This window comes from Salinispora fenicalii (genome assembly GCF_000514815.1).
GTDB classification, from domain to species: Bacteria; Actinomycetota; Actinomycetes; order Mycobacteriales; family Micromonosporaceae; genus Micromonospora; species Micromonospora fenicalii.
On the sequence record NZ_AZWQ01000024.1, the window covers coordinates 51,703 to 68,686 of the forward strand.

Sequence of the window (16,984 nt, forward strand, 5' to 3'; positions counted from 1 at the left end):
CCGGTGGCGGCCATACCAGCCGCTCCCGCCCGCGGGCCGTTGCTGCCGCGGTCAAGGGGTCGTGGCGGGGGCCCGAATCGGAAACAGTTCTGTCACACCGTAGACACACCAGATGTCCAGTGATTAAATCACCTGACCACCGGCTTTCGATCTCTAGGAGATGCCCGTGCGTTCAGCGAGAAACCTGCGGCGACTGTCCGCCTCCGGCCTCTCGGCCGTGGCCGTCGTCGCGCTAACCACCGCTCCCGCCGCCGCGCGGCCTGACGTCACCGCGCCGAGCGACTCGACATGCAGCCTCGTCAGGTCGACCTGGCAGGCCGAGGCCGCCGTCAATACGGAGCTCACCGAGCGATTCGAGGCCTACGGCAACTCAGGCGTCGGCTGGACTGGTGGCGACAGCACGTACTCGGTGCGCCAGAGCGGCGGACGCACGCTGTGGCTCTTCTCGGACACCTTCCTCGGACCGGTCAACCCCGACCTGACCCGACCCACATCAGTCCCATTCCTCAACAACTCCTTCGTCGTCGAGAAGGGTGACAAGCTGACGACAGTCACTGGCGGAACGTCGGAGCAACCCGACTCGCTGGTACCCCCGGACGAGGCAGACACGTGGAACTGGCTGGGTGCCGGTGTCGAAACGCGCGACTCGCTCGACGTGATGTTCCTCGAGTTCGGTGTGTTCGGGCCCGGGATGTGGGACTGGGAATGGCGCGAGAACAAGCTGGTGCGCTTCGACCCGAAGACCTACGCCGTGCGCGAGGTCGTACCCATGCCGTCGTCGGCTGACATCCAATGGGCGTCGTGGATCGAGCGCCGCGGCCAGGACACGTATGTATACGGCGTCGAAGATCAGGGTGCGACGAAGTACATGCACCTCGCCCGAGTCTCGGGAGACGACCTCACCCAGCCCTGGTCCTACTGGACCGGCGACGGCTGGTCGCCCGACGAGCAGACCTCCGCCCGCATCATGTCCGGCGTCGCCAACGAGTACAGCGTCACGAGGTTCAAGGACGGCTACCTGCTCGTCACGCACGACACCAGCGAGCTGTTCAGCCGCAACGTCGTGGCCTACATGAGCTGCACGCCGTACGGTCCCTTCACCCGGGCCACCACGCTCTACCAGACGCCCGAAACCGGGCAGTCCGGCTCGTACGGCAACCCAAACATCATTACCTACAACGCCCACGAGCATCCTGACCTGCGCCGCGGCAACCAGTTGCTGCTCACCTACAACGTCAACAGCCTCGACCCCAACGCTGACCTCTACGACGACGTGACGATCTACCGTCCCCGCTTCGTCAACGTGACGCTGACGCGCGTTCACGCAGAGGGGACGCGATGACCACGTCGACGAGCCCCTTCCAGCCCCCCGCCCGGCGTCGGCTCGCCGACGATCTGACAGCCGGCCTCGTCGCGCTCATCCACGAGCGTGGGCTGCAGCCCGGGGACCAGTTCGACTCTGTCCGGGAGCTCGCGACCCGCTTCCAAGTCGCCGTGCCCACGTTGCGGGAAGCCCTGCGACGGCTGGAGGCCACCAGCGTGATCGAGCTTCGGCACGGCTCCGGCGTGTACGTGGGGCCCAACGTGCGAAGGCTCGTGCTCTCCAACCCGGTCATGATGAAGCCGTCGGCCGACCAACTGGTTGCGCTGCTGAGCGCACGGCTGCTCTTCGAGCCATCCATCGCAGCCGCGGCCGCCGAGGTCCGCGAAGCCCGCGAGGTGCAGCGTATGGCCGACGCGCTCGCCGAGGCCGACCGCTGTATCGCGGAGGACGACGCGCAGCTCTGGTCGGTCAACCTCGACTTTCACCGGGCACTCGCGGCCGCCGCCGGCAACCCGGTCATCGCAGAGGTCGTCGATTCGCTGCTCTTCGCCCACGCCCAGGAGCAACGTGAGATCCTCCGTATCCACGGAGACGCAAGGCAGGACCTCGCAGAACACCGAGCGATTACCGACGCGGTCGTGCGTGGCGACCCGAAGGCCGCGGCAAAGCTGACCGACCAGCACCTGCAAAGCGTTCTCTCCCTTGTCAAGCAGCGGATGGGGACATCCGACACCTGATCCTGCCCCCGTCGCGTCGACCGGCAAGGCCGGCCGGTAGTCACGAAAGTATGAGGTGAAGACCATGAAGATGCGTCATTCGGTTGCCGCAGTGGCAGCCGCATCGGCGATGCTCCTAGCCGCGTGCGGGGGCAGCTCCGACGACACCGCCGGCGGGTCGGTCGACTCGCTGAAGTTCTACAACGACAAGGCGGCCTGGAAGCCGCAGTTCGAGGAGGTCAGCAAGGTCTCCCAGGACGAGATCGGCCTCGCGCTCGAGCCGGTTGGCTACTCCGAAGCCAACCAGTACGCCGCGTTCATCCGGTCCTCGTTCCGGACCAAGGAAAAGCCCGATCTGTTCACCTGGCACACAGGCAAGGAACTTGAGGACCTCGTCAGACAGGGACTGGTCGCCGAAACCACGTCTCTGTGGGACAAGGCCATCGCTGATGGGGACGTCCCCGAAGATCTCCGTGAGTACTTCACGGTCGACGGCAAACAGTACTGCGTCCCCCTGCAGGCCGGCTACTGGGTGATGTTCTACAACAAGCGCATTTTCGACCAGGAGGGCATCACGCCCCCGAGCACGTGGGCGCAGCTCGAGGCCATTGCCGAGAGGCTCAAGGGCGCGGGCGTCACACCGTTTCACCAGACGAACGTCCTGTTCACATTCTCGTGGTTCCAGACCCTCCTGACAGGTAGCGACCCGGAGCTCTACGAGGCACTGTCCACGGGTGAGGCGAAGTACACCGACCCTGGTGTGGTCAGCGTCATGGACAAGTGGCGGGCCATGCTCGACAAGGGGTACTTCAGCGATCCGGGCTCCAAGACCGACCCGCAGGTGATGCTCAAGAACGGTGACGTCGCCATGATCAACATGGGTACCTGGTTCAACGGCAACCTCAAGTCAGTCGGCATGGAGATCGACAAGGACTACGGGATGTTCGTCATCCCCAACGTCGACCCGTCGCTCGCCACCAGGCCGATGGTCGTCGAGGCCGGCCCGGTGTGCACTGCTGCCGACGCGACGCACCGCGAGGAGGCCGAGAGGTACTCGGCGTGGTGGTTCACCCCACCGGCGCAGACCGCCTGGGCGAACGCTCGCGGTGAACTCTCCTTCAACCCGAGGGCCGAGGTCAGCGACGAGACCCTCGCCAGCCTCAGCGACGAGATCAACAAGGGTGACTACAGGCTGATGAACCGATACTTCGAGGCCGCGCCCGTGCCGGTGCTGACCGCCGCGCTCGACGGATTCGGCGCCTTCGTCACCAAGCCCGGCGACCCGATGCCGGTGCTCAAGGAGGTGCAGGCGGCCGCCGACGCCTACTGGGCCGAGCAGGGGTAGGTCGGGTTGGTGGGGCCGTTTCCCGGATGGCCCCACCACGGCACACGGATCGAAGGAGAGCCCATGTCCGGATCGCTCGGAACGGCGACCACAGTTCGACCGCCGGGGTCGGATAGCGACCTCGGTGAGCGCAGTGCGGCACAACAGCGCACCAAAACCCCGTACGAATGGCCGGCGCGGGCGTTCAGCCTGCCCGCGGTGCTTCTCGTGGCGCTGCTGCTGTACCTGCCGTTCGTGTGGACCACGTACATCAGCTTCACCGACTACAACGGCTTAGGCAGCCCGGTGTGGGTGGGTCTGAGCAACTACCGGGACATGGTCTCCGACTCCGTGTTCCTCACGGCGGTCGGCAACACGCTGCTCTGGGTCGTAGGCAGCATCACCCTTCCCGTGGCGTTGGGTCTGCTCATAGCGGTGCTGACCTACGGACGTCGCTTTGGCACCCTGATTCGGCTGCCGTTTCTCATCCCGTACGCCGTGTCGGGCGTCGCCGTCGGCGTCATCTGGGGATTCGTGCTGCAGACCCAAGGCGCCCTGGGTCAAGTACTGGAGTTCCTCAACCTGCCCGGTGCCAGCACCAGGTGGCTCCTTGAGGGCCCACTGAACACGTTCATCATGATCGGCGCGGCGTCCTGGCAGATCGTCGGTGTCAACGCCCTGCTGTTCGTGATCGGGTTGCAGTCCATTCCCAGGGAACCCGTCGAGGCCGCTCGGCTCGACGGTGCCACCGGCTGGACAATGTTCCGGTGCATCGTCTGGCCGCAGATGCGTGCGCTCACCACCGTCGTGATCGGACTGTCGATCGTTGCGAGCCTCAAGACGTTCGACATCGTGTGGATCATGACCCAAGGTGGCCCGGGCCGGGTGTCGGAGACCCTCGCCCTGACGATGTACCGCGAGACGTTCGTCCTCAGTGACTACGGCCAGGGTGCCGCCATCGCGGTTTTCCTCAGCGTTGTCACCTTCGCCGCCTCGATCATCTACCTGCGACGGCAGCTTTCCGGCCGAGCGACGAGTTGAGAGGACGTTGTGATGTCTCGTGTAATCCGACCCGGGTTTCTGACCCTTCTCGGCCTCATCTGGCTCGCCCCCGTCTACCTGCTGGTCGCCAACGCGTCGAAGCCGGCCGAACTGTACGACCCAGCGAGGGTCTGGGCACCGCTTCCCGACTTCGCGCTGGTCGACAACATGCGTGATGCGTGGCAGAAGGCCCAGCTCGGTGACAGCATCCCGAGCAGCCTTCTCTACAGCACGATCGCGCCGCTGACCGCCGTCGTCCTCGGTGCCGCCATCGGGTTCGCGATCGTGGCGCTGCGACTCAGGCACGGCTTCCTGTGGTTCGTCTTCACCTTTGGCAGCACGATCTTCCCGCTGCAGATGATCCTCATGCCACTGTTCATCGGATATGCCAATACCGGCCTGTACGACACCCGAACCGGCATGTACCTCGTCTACACCGCCATCAGCGTGCCGTTCGCCGCGTTCTTGATGCGTAACTTCTTCACAGGTGTCTCGTACTCGGTGTTCGAGGCCGCAGTCATCGACGGCGCATCGACCTGGCGCATCTTCTGGCGCATCTACCTGCCACTCGCCAAAAGTGCACTGTCCGCGATCTTCATCCTGCAGGCAACATTCATCTGGAACGACCTCCTGCTCGGACTCACGCTCAGCCAGTCGGACGACGTCCGGCCCATCATGCCGGCCCTGACGAGCCTGCAGAGCACCTACGGCGGATCAGCACTGCCGACCGTCCTCGCAGGTGGCCTGTTGGTCTCGCTGCCGACCGTGGCACTTTTCCTCGCCACCCAGCGGCTCTTCGCGCGAGGCCTAACCCTCGGCCAGTCCTAGCAACGTCGCGCCCAACCAACTGATTGGAGAAGCTGTGACCACGCAGCCAACGGGCTCCTCCCGGGTCATCGTCGTCACGGGTGGGGCCGCCGGAATCGGCCGGGCAGTCGTGGAGCGCCTGGCAGCAACTGGTGACACGGTCGTCGCCGTTGACCGCGACGAGGACGCCCTGGGCGAGCTCGACGACTCCTCCGGCACGTTCTCAGGGCGGGTGGTCCCGCACGTCGCGGATGTCGCCGACGACTCGTCCCTCGCCGCGCTGGGCGTCCGCCTGCGCTCCGACTTCGCACGTCTCAACGGGCTCGTCTGTGCCGCAGGGATCCAGCGCTACGGAACCGTCGTGGAGACGACCGCCGATCTGTTCGACGAGATCATGGGCGTCAACCTGCGGGGCACATTCCTCACCTGCCACCACCTACTGCCATTGATGCAGGGCAGCGGGGGGCAGGTGGTCATCGTGGCGTCCGTGCAGGCATACGCCGCCCAGCACGGCGTCGCCGCCTACGCGGCGACCAAGGGCGCACTGCTGTCCCTCGCCAAGGCCATGGCCGTGGACCACGCGACGGAGGGCATCCGGGTCAACGCGGTATGCCCTGGTTCGGTGGACACGCCAATGCTGCGGTGGGCCGCCACCCTGTTCAGCGGGGACCGGCCAACCGACGACGTGCTTGCCGACTGGGGGAGCGCCCACCCTCTCGGACGGGTGGCGCAGCCAGCGGAGGTCGCCGACGTCGCCGCCTTCCTGCTCAGCGACCAGGCGAGCTTCGTCACGGGCGCGGACATTCGCGTCGACGGCGGGCTGACCGCAGGGCTCCCCGTCGCTTTGCCGAAGTAGCCGTCGCGCCCGCACACATTAGGCACCACAAGAAGAAGGAACCCTCATGCGCATCGCCGATCTCCGGGCAACCACGGTCACCGTGCCGCTCGAAGCCTCCCTGCGCCACAGCAACGGCGCTCACTGGGGACGCTTTGTCCGCACCATCATCGAGATCGAAAGCGACAACGGGCTCATCGGCATCGGAGAAATGGGCGGCGGCGGCCAGAGCGCCGAGGCTGCCGTGGTGTCACTGCGGGACTATCTCGTCGGGCACGACCCGGCCCGCACCGAGGTCCTGCGATTCATGCTCGCCAATCCGACCGCAAGCCTCTACAACAATCGCACCCAGCTGCTGGCCGCCGTGGAGTTCGCCTGCCTCGACCTGCAGGGCCAGCACCTCGGCGTCCCCGTGCACGTCCTGCTGGGCGGCAAGATCCGCGAACGGATCCCGTTCGCAAGCTACCTGTTCTTCCGCTACCCCGACGCATCCGGCAAGGGCGAGGTTCGCACAGCTGAGCAGCTCGTCGCGCACGCGCGAGCCCTCAAGGACAAACACGGTTTCACCATCCACAAGCTCAAGGGCGGTGTCTTCCCACCCGACTACGAACTCGAGTGCTACCGGGCGCTGGCTGAGGCGTTCCCGAAGGACCGCCTTCGGTACGACCCGAACGGAGCGTTGAGCGTCGAGGAGGGCATCCGCTTCGCCAAGGCCATCGAGTCCGTGAACAACGACTACCTTGAGGACCCGGCGTTCGGACTCAACGGGCTCCGCCGGATCCGCGAGAAGACGTCGATCCCGATCGCGACCAACACCGTCGTGGTCAACTTCGAGCAACTGGCGACGACAGTGCGCGACCCCGCGGTCGACGTTGTGCTTCTCGACACGACCTTCTGGGGCGGCATTCGCGCCTGCATCCGGGCTGCCGCGGTCTGCGAGACGTTCCAGATCGGCGTGGCCGTGCACTCCTCGGGAGAACTGGGCATCCAGCTCGCGTCGATGCTGCACCTTGGTGCGGTGGTCCCCAACCTCACCTTCGCGGCGGACGCGCACTACCACCACCTGCTCGACGACGTGATCGAGGGCGGCAGGATGACCTACCACAACGGTGCCATCACCGCGCCGGACACGCCAGGGCTCGGCGTCCGCCTCGACGAGGCCAAGGTTCGCAAGTACGCCGACCTCTACCAGGAACTCGGCGGATACCCGTACGACCGCGACCCCGGCCGCCCGGGCTGGTTTCCGTTGCTTCCCAACTCCGACTTCGCCGACCCGACAGTGACGCAGCTTCCGCTCACCTCACCCGGAAGGCATGAGCCGCGATGACGCAGTTTGACATGCCGCTTGACCAACTCCGCGCCTTTCGGTACGACGAGACGGAGCCATCGGACTTTGACGTGTTCTGGGCCAAGACGCTCGGTGAGGTCCGCCACCACGAACTCGACGTCGTGCAGTGTCCCGTCGACACCCGGCTGCGCACGGTGACGGTCGACGACGTGGCGTTCAACGGGTTCGGCGGCGACCGGGTACGGGCGTGGCTGGTCCGCCCGGCCGGTCTCGCCGGACCGTTGCCGGCCGTGGTGGAGTTCATCGGGTACGGCGGCGGTCGCGGCCTGCCTCACGAGAAGCTGCTCTGGGCATCAGCGGGATTCGCGCACCTCGTTGTGGACACGCGCGGCCAGGGCGGCGTGTGGAGCGTGTCCGACACACCCGACCCGTACGGTACCGGCTCGAGCGCTCCCGGGTTCCTCACCCGCGGGATCAACTCGCCCGAGGACTACTACTACCGGCGCGTGTTCAGTGACGGAGTGCGTGCCGTCGAGGCCGTCAGGACACTACCCGTCGTTGACGCAAGCCGCGTCATCGTCACCGGTTCGAGCCAAGGCGGCGCCATCGCACTGGCTGTCTCCGGGCTGGTGCCCGACATCGCCGGTGTCGCCGCGCGCTCACCCTTCCTCTGCGCGATCCGACGTGCGGTCGCCGTGACCGACAGCGATCCGTACGCCGAGCTCCGCCGGTTCCTTGGCATCCATCGCCATGAGATCGCGCATGCCTTTGGCGTGCTGGGATACTTCGACGGAGTCTTCATGGCGCGACGGGCGAGACGCCCCGGGTGGTTCTCGGCCGGGCTGATGGACGACGTGTGCCCGCCGTCGAGCGTGTTCGCTGCGGCCAACGAGTTCGCAGGTCCCGTACACGTCGAGGTGTGGCCCTACAACGGGCACGAAGGCGGCGGAGTCGACGACGACCGGCTGCTTCTCGACTGGGGCGCCAACCTCGTGGCAGGTCCCGATGAGTGAGTCCACCGATCCGGTCGTCGAGGTAGTCGGCCGCACGAGGATCCTGCCGGTGGTCAGGACGCAAACGGCCGACCACGCACACCGTCTCGTCACGACGCTCGTGACAGCGGGCATTGGCGTGGTCGAGGTGACCGCGACGATCCCCGGCTGGTCCGAGGTGCTCGAGGCTGCCACCGCCGAGTATCCGCTTTGCGTGGTCGGTGCCGGCACAATCACCACCGCCGTGGCCGCCGAGCAGGCTCTGGAGCGCGGTGCCCGCTTCCTTGTCAGCCCCTATCCGGTGCCTGAGGTACGCAGCGTCGCGGCCCGGGCGCACACACTATTCATCGAAGGCGGCTTCACTCCGAGCGAGGTCGCCGCAGCCGCAAGCCAGGGCGTCGCCAAGCTGTTCCCGGCGCACGTCGCAGGCCCGGCCTACCTGCGCAGCCTGTTGGCCGTGGTGCCCGGCGCCCGCGTCGTCCCTACCGGGGGAATCCCACTGGATGACGTCCCCCGATGGCTCGCCGCCGGAGCCTTCGCGGTCGGCGTCGGCAACGACCTCTTCTCGGGCGACCTGCCGGAACGGCTCGCGTCGCTGGGCATCGGCGGGTCGGCATGACGCGCATCCTCGCGATCGGCGAAGCGATGGTGGAGCTCACCCACCAGGGCCCCACTGTCCTGTCCCTGTCGTACGCAGGAGACACCGCCAACACGGCCGTCTATCTGAGGCGGCTACTTGGGTCCACCGGCTCGGTCGATTACGCCACGGCCGTCGGCGACGACCCCTACAGCGAGGGGTTGGTCGAGCGTCTTGCCGAGGAGGGACTGGGCACCCGGCTGGTCTGGCGTCGCATCGGCCGGCGGCTCGGGCTCTACCTCGTGCGCACCGATGACACGGGTGAACGGCACTTCGTCTACTACCGCGCCGGATCCGCGGCCACGGGTCTGTTTGGTCCAGGGCATGACCCGGACGCCGACGCGGCGATCGCGTCGTACGACGTGGTCTACCTCTCCCTCATCACGTTGCAGATCCTCACGCCCGTCGCCCGGGCCCGGCTGTGGGATGTCCTGGACAACGTGCGGGCGCACGGCGGGCGGGTCGTCTTCGACGGCAACTACCGGCCCACGGGCTGGCCCATCGCGCGGCAGGCGCGCATTGCGGCCGAGGCAGCGCTGCGCCGCACGGATGTGGCACTGCCAACGTGGTCCGACGAGCAGGCGCTGTTCGGCGATCACAGTCCCGACGACTGCATCGACAGACTCCGCGCCTTTGGAGTCGCCGAGGGCGTGGTCAAGAACGGCCCCGCGCCGTGTGTGGCCTTCACCGCGACCGACGCGTACCACGTCGCGCCCACCGTCGTGGCGCGCGTCGTCGACACTACCGCTGCCGGCGACGCCTTCAACGCCGCGTTCCTCGCTGCCCGGCTGCAGGGTGCGTCGCTGGTCGAGGCAGCCCGGGCGGGGCACCGGCTCGCGGGCAGCGTCATCCAACACCCCGGCGCCATCGTGCCGACCGCGCTCCTGCCACCGGCTGTGCCTGCGACAAGCCACATCGATTCTAGTCCCAGCTATCCGAGGACAATCCATGGTTAAGCGCACGATCCCGACGACCCGCGACCTGGCCAGCTCCGTGATCGTCGACTCCTTCGACGACATGGTGAACCCGCCGGGGCTGACCAACTTCCTGGGCGCCGCGCAGGTCGACCACGACATCGTGGCACTGCGCAGCATCAACTTTGCGCCGCTGTCGCATGGAGACACGATCACCGGTCAGCTGTACCTCGACGGACGGCTGTTTCGCTCCCACGGCACGCCCGTGTCAGTAGTGTGGCGGCCCGACCACGTGCAGCGCAGTGCTCGCGTCGACGACATCGTGATCGAAACGGTGACCGCGTGTCCACCACACGTCACCGGGGTCGTGGTGGATGTTCGTGTCACCAACGACCGAGCCGAGCCGCGTACCGTGCGGCTGGGGCTCGCGCTGTCGTCCAGCGTCACCGACTCCGGCGGGCCCTGGCTGCGCTCGGAGCCGCCGTCGGAGCCGAACCAGCTCACCGTGCACGCTTGTGGTCGGGCGGCCGTCGGCACCGCCAGCCGCTCGGCGGCGGCGAGTGTGCAGGGTGTCGACGTCACGCCGAGCCGCCTCGATCCCGACTTCGTTGAGGTGACGCTGCAGCTGGCCGCCGGGCAGAGCAAGCGGTTCGGATTCGTGCACGTCATCGCCACGAACGTGCCCTCGGCGCTGGCCACTTTCGAGGCACTGTCTGCCGACGTGCCCGGCGCGGTCGCCGCGACGACCAGGATGTGGGACGCCGAGCTGGAGGCGATGTTCACCCCCGGCAACAGCTCGTTCAGTGGCCACCTGCCGGTCCTGGAGACCGACAACGAGGCGCTGCGTACGCTCTACTGGTGGGGCGCGCTCGGCGTGCTGTGGTTCCGTCGCGACAACCCGGCCAGTGTGCTCGGCCGCACCTACGACACGCTGATGCCGCGCTACTGGCAGACGACGACGTTCATCTGGGACTTCAGTCTCAGCTCGCTGGTGCACGGGCTGCTTGACCCCGAGCCGATGCGCCGTCACATCGAACACTGGATCTCCACCGACATCCATGCGCACTTCGGCACCGAGTGGCTCACGGGCGCTCCGGTCGGCTACTGGTACTCCGTCAACGACTACGCGATGACGCGTCTCGTGCGCGACTACGTCCGCTTCAGCGGCGACCGGGCCTTCCTCGACAAGGCCATTGCGCCGCGCGCGGGTGCGAAGCGCCGCGTCGCGGAGCACCTGCTGGAGTGGGCGACCGCCTGGCAGGGGCTGCGCGGTCGGCACGAACTGGCCGACTATGGGGAAATCGACAACCTGCTCGAGTGTGTGAGCAGCTACATCCACGAGGTGGCCAGCCTCAACGCGTCCAACGTGTGGTGTCTTCGCGTGGCGGCCGAGGTCGCTGACTTGGAGGGGCGTCCCGACCACGCGGTGGACCTGCGCTGCCAGGCCAACGACCTCGCCGCGGCGGTCAACCGGCTGTACGTTGCGGGTGCCGGCTTCTGGCACGCCCGCCAGCCCGATGGGACGTTGGTCGCGGTGCGCCACTGCTACGACTTCGCCACCGTCGGCACCACCATCGCGCAGGATCTGACCGGGCAGCAGCGTGCGGAGATGACGGACTTCTTCGTCCGCGAATTGCAGACCCCGACCTGGATGCGTGCACTGTCGCCCTACGACCGTGACGCGGCATTCAGCCTCCGCCCAGACCATCAGTGGAACGGTGCCTATTCGGCCTGGCCAGCCGACTCCGCTCGAGCGTTGTTCCTCATGGGCAGCTCCCATGTCGCCGCCGAGTGGCTGCCGGGCCTGGCCAAGTCGGCGAACCAGGGCCCCTGCGGCCAGGCGCACTACGTCGAGGACGCGGAAGCACCGATCGCGGGCGGCGCCCGCAAGGCCCCGCCGCAGTTCCCGTACCTCACCGACTGGGCGTGCTCGGCCTCGGGGGCCTGGGTGAGCCTCGTGATCGAGGGCGTGTTCGGCATCGAGGTGTCCCTGGCCGGCGAGGTCACGGCGAAGCCACAGCTGCATGGCCTCGACCCCCAGGCCACCCTGCGCGGGCTGGCCGTTGCCGGTCGAAGCTATGACGTCACGGCCGTGGGGGTCGTCGACGCCGCAAACTAGGGCCGAGTCCGTCGGACCCCCTACTGGGTGGGACGGGACACCCCGACGGTCAGTCGGCCCCGGCAGCTACGCGGTGAGGAGCGGCACCGCTGACAGCTCAGGGGGCAGCTCCGGCACCCCCGCTGCAGGGTCAGGGCGGGCGGTCGGAGTTGAGCTTCGTCAGTTCGACGGTGATGACGTCGGTGAAGGACTCGGCCGGCGGCGCGGCGCCCACGCAGCCCTACCAGGTGACGGGAAGTTCGGCTATCACCTGAAGGCTCGCGGCGGGGCTGGCTCGATGCCCCCGGGCGCTGCACGCCGGGTACCGAAACGATCCGCAGGACCCGTACGGCAACGGATTCATTGCCATCCGGCGAGCTGATACCGGATGGTCCGGCTTTGATCAACACCGGTCGGTCCGCCACGAAGGGGGCCGGGGCAGAGCCCAGCCCCGGACGGGGAACCGGGGCTGAACTGCCCGATCATAGTCCGTCGCCGATATGCCCCAAAGACGCCGTTGGCCGCCGCGTGGACTCCGCGCTGCGCGAACGAAGGCCCCGCCCGGAATCCGGACGGGGCCTTCGTTGTGTTGGCCAGGAGTTAGTTGGTGGCCAGTTCGTGTCCGTTCGCCGGCTGCTCGATGTAGCTCTGGGGCACCTCGGCGCCCAGCTCCTTCGGTACGGGGTCGACCAGTCCGGGCCAGAGCTCGTCATCGTTGACCGCCGGGCTCATTGGCGACTCGTGATCGAAGCCACGGATGAACGCGCCGACCGGCGAGAACACGATCGACCACTCATCGCCGGACCCGTTTCGCATGGACGCCATCTGTTCATCCGGTGCCCAGCGCGAATCGAACGAGTAGTACCGCGGCTCCGGATGCCGACTCATGACCGCGTCCAGTGTCGCCAACGCGCGACACCGCTCGCGCAGCACCTGGATGTCCGGCAAGGCACGGACTACACCATGAACGGTCATCGGTACATCCAACCGCGACGTACCTCCCGTTCCGCCCGCACCCCAGCAGTCATCACGAAGCTCATCCCACCCATCCGAACAGTCCGAACACCAAACGGCTGGACTGTCCCCGCCCGCCACGCGGGCGGCCCCTGGTGATGCGACGGCAGAACGCCGGGCCGTGGGTAGCACGTCAGGCCCGGAACTGCCCCCGGCGTCGCGCTAGTGCGGCAATCGCTCCGGGAGCGGGCGATCGATCATGGCGTACTCGACGCCTTGCGGCTGCAAGGGAAGCGGCGAGACCGACAGTAACGCCGGCCACCCGAAAATACCTAACATGGGGTGATTTCACACGTTAGGTTCATTTCTGCGCTCTCTGGGTGGTTTGTGAGGTTTTGTGTACTTAACTCCTGCTGTGGCGTCAGCACCACTGGCACCGCACCCGGACCGACCGCACAGAAAGCGATGAACCACGATGTTGCAGAGCAGGAGAATCCCCCGCCCGTCCGGGGGGCGCGGTCGGCGCCGCGCACCCCGGGCCGTTGCGGCGGTCAGTGCCGTGGCCCTCACCGGAGTCGCTGGCCTGGCCGGCACCGGCCAGGCCAGCGCGTTCCAGTCCTCGCCCGACCGGGCCGTCACTGACGGCCAACCGCACCGGGAATGGTCGAAGGTTGACGGCGAGTGGGGTGGTGACTGGGGAAAGGCCGGTCACTCGGGCTGGAAGGGCGATGGCCATGGTGACGGCAAGGACAAGGGCACCCCGGTGCCCTGCGACCCCAACGCCCTGATCGCCGCCATCACCGCGGCGAACCAGGCCGGCGGCGGCACCCTCCGCCTCGCCGAGAAGTGCACCTACACCCTCACCATCAACCAGGACGACAACGGACTACCCCAGGTCTTCCAACCCATCACCATCTACGGCCAGGGCGCCACCATCATCCGGGCCGCCGCCGCCGACGACTTCCGCATCTTCGAGGTCATCACCGGCGGCGACCTCACCCTCAAAGACCTCACCGTCGCCGGCGGAAGGCTCGAGGGCAACAACGACGACGGCGGCGGCATCCGCGCCGGCGAAGGCACCCGACTCACCCTCGAACGCGTCACCGTCCGGGACAACATGACCCTCGGCGGCAACGGCGACGGCGGCGGCGTCTGGGGTGACCGGAGCAAGGTCACGATCACCAAGAGCACCATCACCCGCAACACCGCCGGCGACGAGGGCGGTGGCGTCTCCAGCGACCAGGGCACCTTTACGATCAGCAAGTCGAAGCTGACCAACAACACCGCCGGCACCACCGGCGGCGGGTTCTCCAACGACAATGGTTCCGCCACTATCCGCCACACTCTGATCAGCGACAACACCGCTACTGACGGTGGGGGTGTGGACAACGACGGTGACATCTCCGAGATCGTCCACAGCACCATCACCCGCAACACCGCCAGCGGACTCGGCGGCGGCATCTACGACAACGGCGAAGAGTCCCTCCTGCTCCAGCATGTCAAGGTCGCCGAGAACAGCGCCACCTCCGGTGGGGGGCTCTACCTCACCACCGATCTCGGTGCCACCGTGGAGGACAGCAAGATCGTGTACAACACCGCCACCACCACCGACGGCGGCGGCATCGCCATCGTCGGCGAACCCGTGGTGGCCCTGCGCCGCACCACCGTCTCCGGCAACCAAGCAGCCGGAGTCGCCGGCGGTATCTTCTTCGACCCGAGCGACCCCACCACCGTCCTCACCCTCACCGACGTCCGCGTCACCGACAACATCGCCCAAAACGAACCCGGCGGTGTCTACAACAACGGCGTAATCGACGTCTTCGGCACCATCACCATCATCAACAACCGACCCACCAACTGCACCGGCAGCCCCAACCCCGTACCAACCTGCTTCGGCTGACCGACCTACTCGAGGCGCCCCGGCGGTGATCGCCGGGGCGCCTCCCTGCTCGTGCCGGCCCGTCTTCCCCGCCCGAAGCAGGGCGATAGTCTCTGGGCCATGACGATGCGCCCGATTCGGATCATCGGCGACCCGGTGCTTCGCACTCCCGCCGCACCGGTCACCAGCTTCGACGCCGAGCTGCGCGCGCTGGTCGCCGACCTGATGGACACGCTGCTCGGTGCCCCAGGTCGCGCCGGGGTGGCCGCCCCGCAGATCGGCGTCTCCGCCCAGGTGTTCGTCTACGACGCCGACGGCCACCGTGGCCACCTCATCAACCCCACGCTGGAACTCGGCGACGACCGCCAGGACGACGATGAGGGCTGCCTGTCGATTCCCGGCCTGTACTTCCCGACCCCGCGCGCCATGCGCGCCACCGCACACGGTGTGGACCAGGACGGGCAACCGTTGACCATCACCGGCACCGGCTTTCTCGCCCGCGCTCTGCAACACGAGACCGACCACCTCGCCGGTCGCCTCTACGTGGACACGCTGCGCGGGGAGACCCGCCGCCGGGCCCTGCGGGAGATGCGCTCCGGCCGCTACGCGCCGCCTAGTCGGTGACCGCCGCCCCTCGCCGAAACACCTACCGATTGGCCGCGCTCACCTCATCGTCCTCGACGTTGCCGCAGCCACAGACCGAGCGACCCAACCGTCACGAACACCAGCACCGAGCAGATGAACACTTTCACCACTGGCCCACCATGCCACGGCTCTAGGCTGACCCGGTGCGCCTGGCCACCTTCAACCTGCTGCACGGGCGGTCGCTCACCGACGGACTGGTCGAGTCGCCACGGCTTACGGCCGCCGTCGCTGCCCTTGATGCCGATGTCCTTGCCCTCCAAGAGGTCGACCGGGGGCAGGGCCGCAGCGGCTACCTGGACCAGACCGCTCTCGCCGCCCATGCTCTCGCCGCCGGTGAACACCGCTTCGCCGCCGCCGTCGTCGGTGAGCCCGGCGGGCAGGTCCGCCCGTTGACCCACGACGACGACGGCCAGGACGAACCCCGCTTCGGCGTCGGCCTGGTCAGCCGCCACCCGGTCCTCTCCTGGCAGGTCATCCGGCTGAAGCCGGCACCGGTCCGCACACCGATCTACGTACCCGGAGGCCGCGGTGGCCTCGCGCTGCTCCGGGACGAGCCCCGCGTCGTGCTCGCGGGGGTCCTGCGCACCCCGCACGGTCTCTTGACCGTCGCCACCACCCACCTGTCGTTCGCTCCCGGTTGGAACGCCCGCCAGCTACGCCAGACCGTCCGTGCGCTGCGGGCCCTGCCCGCACCACGGATCCTGCTCGGTGACCTCAACCTGCCCGCCGGGGCGGCCCGACTCCTGACCGGGTGGCGTCCCCTCGGCCGTCGACCCACGTATCCGGCTGGACAACCCCGCATCCAGCTCGACCACATCCTCGCCGACCGACAGGACCGCCATCGACTCCCACCGGTGATGGCCGTGCAAACCCCACTGTCGGTGATCTCCGATCACCGACCCCTCGTGGTTGACCTCGGTTGACCGGCGGCGCTGGCGTGGTGTTGGGCTCGCGTTGCTTACGTCACCCGGGGGCCGGGCAGCAGGTGCCCGAGGAGGAGCTTAAGGATCAGTAGCGGCGCCAACCAGGCGAGCGCTGGCGGGGTGGGCAGGAGTGTGACCGCCACAACCAGTAGCCCGACCGCGGCGGCGAACGCCAACGGGCGTTTCACCATCGGAGCGGCGGTGGCGACCAACACGGCGGCGGCGAGGGTGCCGGCGTAGAGCGTGATCGCAGTCGACCATGGGTACGCGGGCAGGATCAGCGCCAGGACGGGCAGGTGGACGTGGGCCGCCACGAAGATCACCTGCCGGCGGGCGGCGGTCGCGCCGGTGTGGAACCGGCGCGACACCGAGGTGGTGGCGTTGACCACGGCCCCGCCGAAAATGTCGAAACCGAGGATCGCCAACACCACGACGATCGGGGGCGAGTAGCCCGCTGCGGCGCCGATGGCTGCGGCGACGCCGGCGCCGGCGACCGCGGTGCAGTAGCTGAGCCACCGCTCCACCCGGGTGGCACCGGGGGCGATGAGCAGGTCGTTGAGCCGCGAGGTGGCGCGTCGCGGCAGGGGCATGGGAGCTGTCATGGGCA

15 protein-coding genes and 1 pseudogene are annotated in these 16,984 nt (G+C 67.8%); 14 read left to right on the plus strand and 2 right to left on the minus strand.

Annotation, left to right across the window (positions count from 1 at the left end):
• The first annotated feature begins 166 nt into the window (after window positions 1–166).
• The 11 genes from B116_RS0113455 (at window position 167) to B116_RS0113505 (ending at window position 11,997) form a co-directional block, all read left to right on the plus strand.
• A complete protein-coding gene (locus tag B116_RS0113455) occupies window positions 167–1,342 on the plus strand; it encodes a DUF4185 domain-containing protein (RefSeq protein WP_027660376.1) in 1,176 nt (391 codons plus the stop codon).
• On the plus strand, window positions 1,339–2,061 hold the full coding sequence (locus B116_RS0113460; RefSeq protein ID WP_018723366.1) for a FadR/GntR family transcriptional regulator: 723 nt from the start codon (window positions 1,339–1,341) through the stop codon (window positions 2,059–2,061). Before B116_RS0113455 ends, B116_RS0113460 begins: the two co-directional genes overlap by 4 nt.
• A 64-nt stretch (window positions 2,062–2,125) precedes the next feature.
• Entirely contained in the window at window positions 2,126–3,385 is a 1,260-nt protein-coding gene (locus B116_RS0113465) for an ABC transporter substrate-binding protein (RefSeq protein ID WP_027660377.1), read from the plus strand.
• A 63-nt stretch (window positions 3,386–3,448) separates the two neighbouring features.
• The gene (locus B116_RS0113470) at window positions 3,449–4,405 is read left to right on the plus strand and encodes a carbohydrate ABC transporter permease (protein WP_018723364.1); all 957 of its coding nucleotides are present in this window, start codon (window positions 3,449–3,451) and stop codon (window positions 4,403–4,405) included.
• 12 nt (window positions 4,406–4,417) lie between these two features.
• The gene (locus tag B116_RS0113475) at window positions 4,418–5,233 is read left to right on the plus strand and encodes a carbohydrate ABC transporter permease (protein WP_018723363.1); all 816 of its coding nucleotides are present in this window, start codon (window positions 4,418–4,420) and stop codon (window positions 5,231–5,233) included.
• A 34-nt stretch (window positions 5,234–5,267) separates the two neighbouring features.
• On the plus strand, window positions 5,268–6,068 hold the full coding sequence (locus B116_RS0113480; protein ID WP_018723362.1) for an SDR family NAD(P)-dependent oxidoreductase: 801 nt from the start codon (window positions 5,268–5,270) through the stop codon (window positions 6,066–6,068).
• Window positions 6,069–6,114: 46 nt separating this feature from the next.
• A complete protein-coding gene (locus B116_RS0113485) occupies window positions 6,115–7,374 on the plus strand; it encodes an enolase C-terminal domain-like protein (protein ID WP_027660378.1) in 1,260 nt (419 codons plus the stop codon).
• Window positions 7,371–8,348 (plus strand): acetylxylan esterase, encoded by a 978-nt coding sequence (locus B116_RS0113490; protein ID WP_018723360.1) that lies wholly within the window; start codon window positions 7,371–7,373, stop codon window positions 8,346–8,348. Before B116_RS0113485 ends, B116_RS0113490 begins: the two co-directional genes overlap by 4 nt.
• Window positions 8,341–8,946, plus strand: a complete 606-nt coding sequence (locus tag B116_RS0113495) for a bifunctional 4-hydroxy-2-oxoglutarate aldolase/2-dehydro-3-deoxy-phosphogluconate aldolase (protein ID WP_018723359.1) — start codon at window positions 8,341–8,343, stop codon at window positions 8,944–8,946. Before B116_RS0113490 ends, B116_RS0113495 begins: the two co-directional genes overlap by 8 nt.
• Entirely contained in the window at window positions 8,943–9,920 is a 978-nt protein-coding gene (locus tag B116_RS0113500; RefSeq protein ID WP_027660379.1) for a sugar kinase, read from the plus strand. Before B116_RS0113495 ends, B116_RS0113500 begins: the two co-directional genes overlap by 4 nt.
• Complete coding sequence (locus B116_RS0113505; RefSeq protein ID WP_027660380.1) at window positions 9,913–11,997, plus strand: glucosidase family protein; 2,085 nt, start codon at window positions 9,913–9,915, stop codon at window positions 11,995–11,997. Before B116_RS0113500 ends, B116_RS0113505 begins: the two co-directional genes overlap by 8 nt.
• Window positions 11,998–12,591: 594 nt before the next feature.
• On the opposite strand, the pseudogene B116_RS25120 reads toward B116_RS0113505, so the two are convergent.
• A pseudogene (locus B116_RS25120) lies at window positions 12,592–12,951 on the minus strand (hypothetical protein); the annotation flags it as partial.
• 454 nt (window positions 12,952–13,405) lie between these two features.
• Here B116_RS25120 and B116_RS0113520 point away from each other — a divergent pair.
• The 3 genes from B116_RS0113520 (at window position 13,406) to B116_RS0113530 (ending at window position 16,377) form a co-directional block, all read left to right on the plus strand.
• Window positions 13,406–14,830 (plus strand): membrane protein, encoded by a 1,425-nt coding sequence (locus tag B116_RS0113520; protein WP_027660381.1) that lies wholly within the window; start codon window positions 13,406–13,408, stop codon window positions 14,828–14,830.
• 99 nt (window positions 14,831–14,929) lie between these two features.
• Window positions 14,930–15,433, plus strand: coding sequence for a peptide deformylase (locus tag B116_RS0113525; RefSeq protein WP_018723354.1), 504 nt, complete (start codon window positions 14,930–14,932; stop codon window positions 15,431–15,433).
• 164 nt (window positions 15,434–15,597) lie between these two features.
• A complete protein-coding gene (locus B116_RS0113530) occupies window positions 15,598–16,377 on the plus strand; it encodes an endonuclease/exonuclease/phosphatase family protein (RefSeq protein ID WP_018723353.1) in 780 nt (259 codons plus the stop codon).
• Window positions 16,378–16,412: 35 nt separating this feature from the next.
• On the opposite strand, the gene B116_RS0113535 is transcribed toward B116_RS0113530, so the two are convergent.
• On the minus strand, window positions 16,413–16,979 hold the full coding sequence (locus tag B116_RS0113535) for a hypothetical protein (protein WP_026321920.1): 567 nt from the start codon (window positions 16,977–16,979) through the stop codon (window positions 16,413–16,415).
• Window positions 16,980–16,984: the final 5 nt, after the last annotated feature.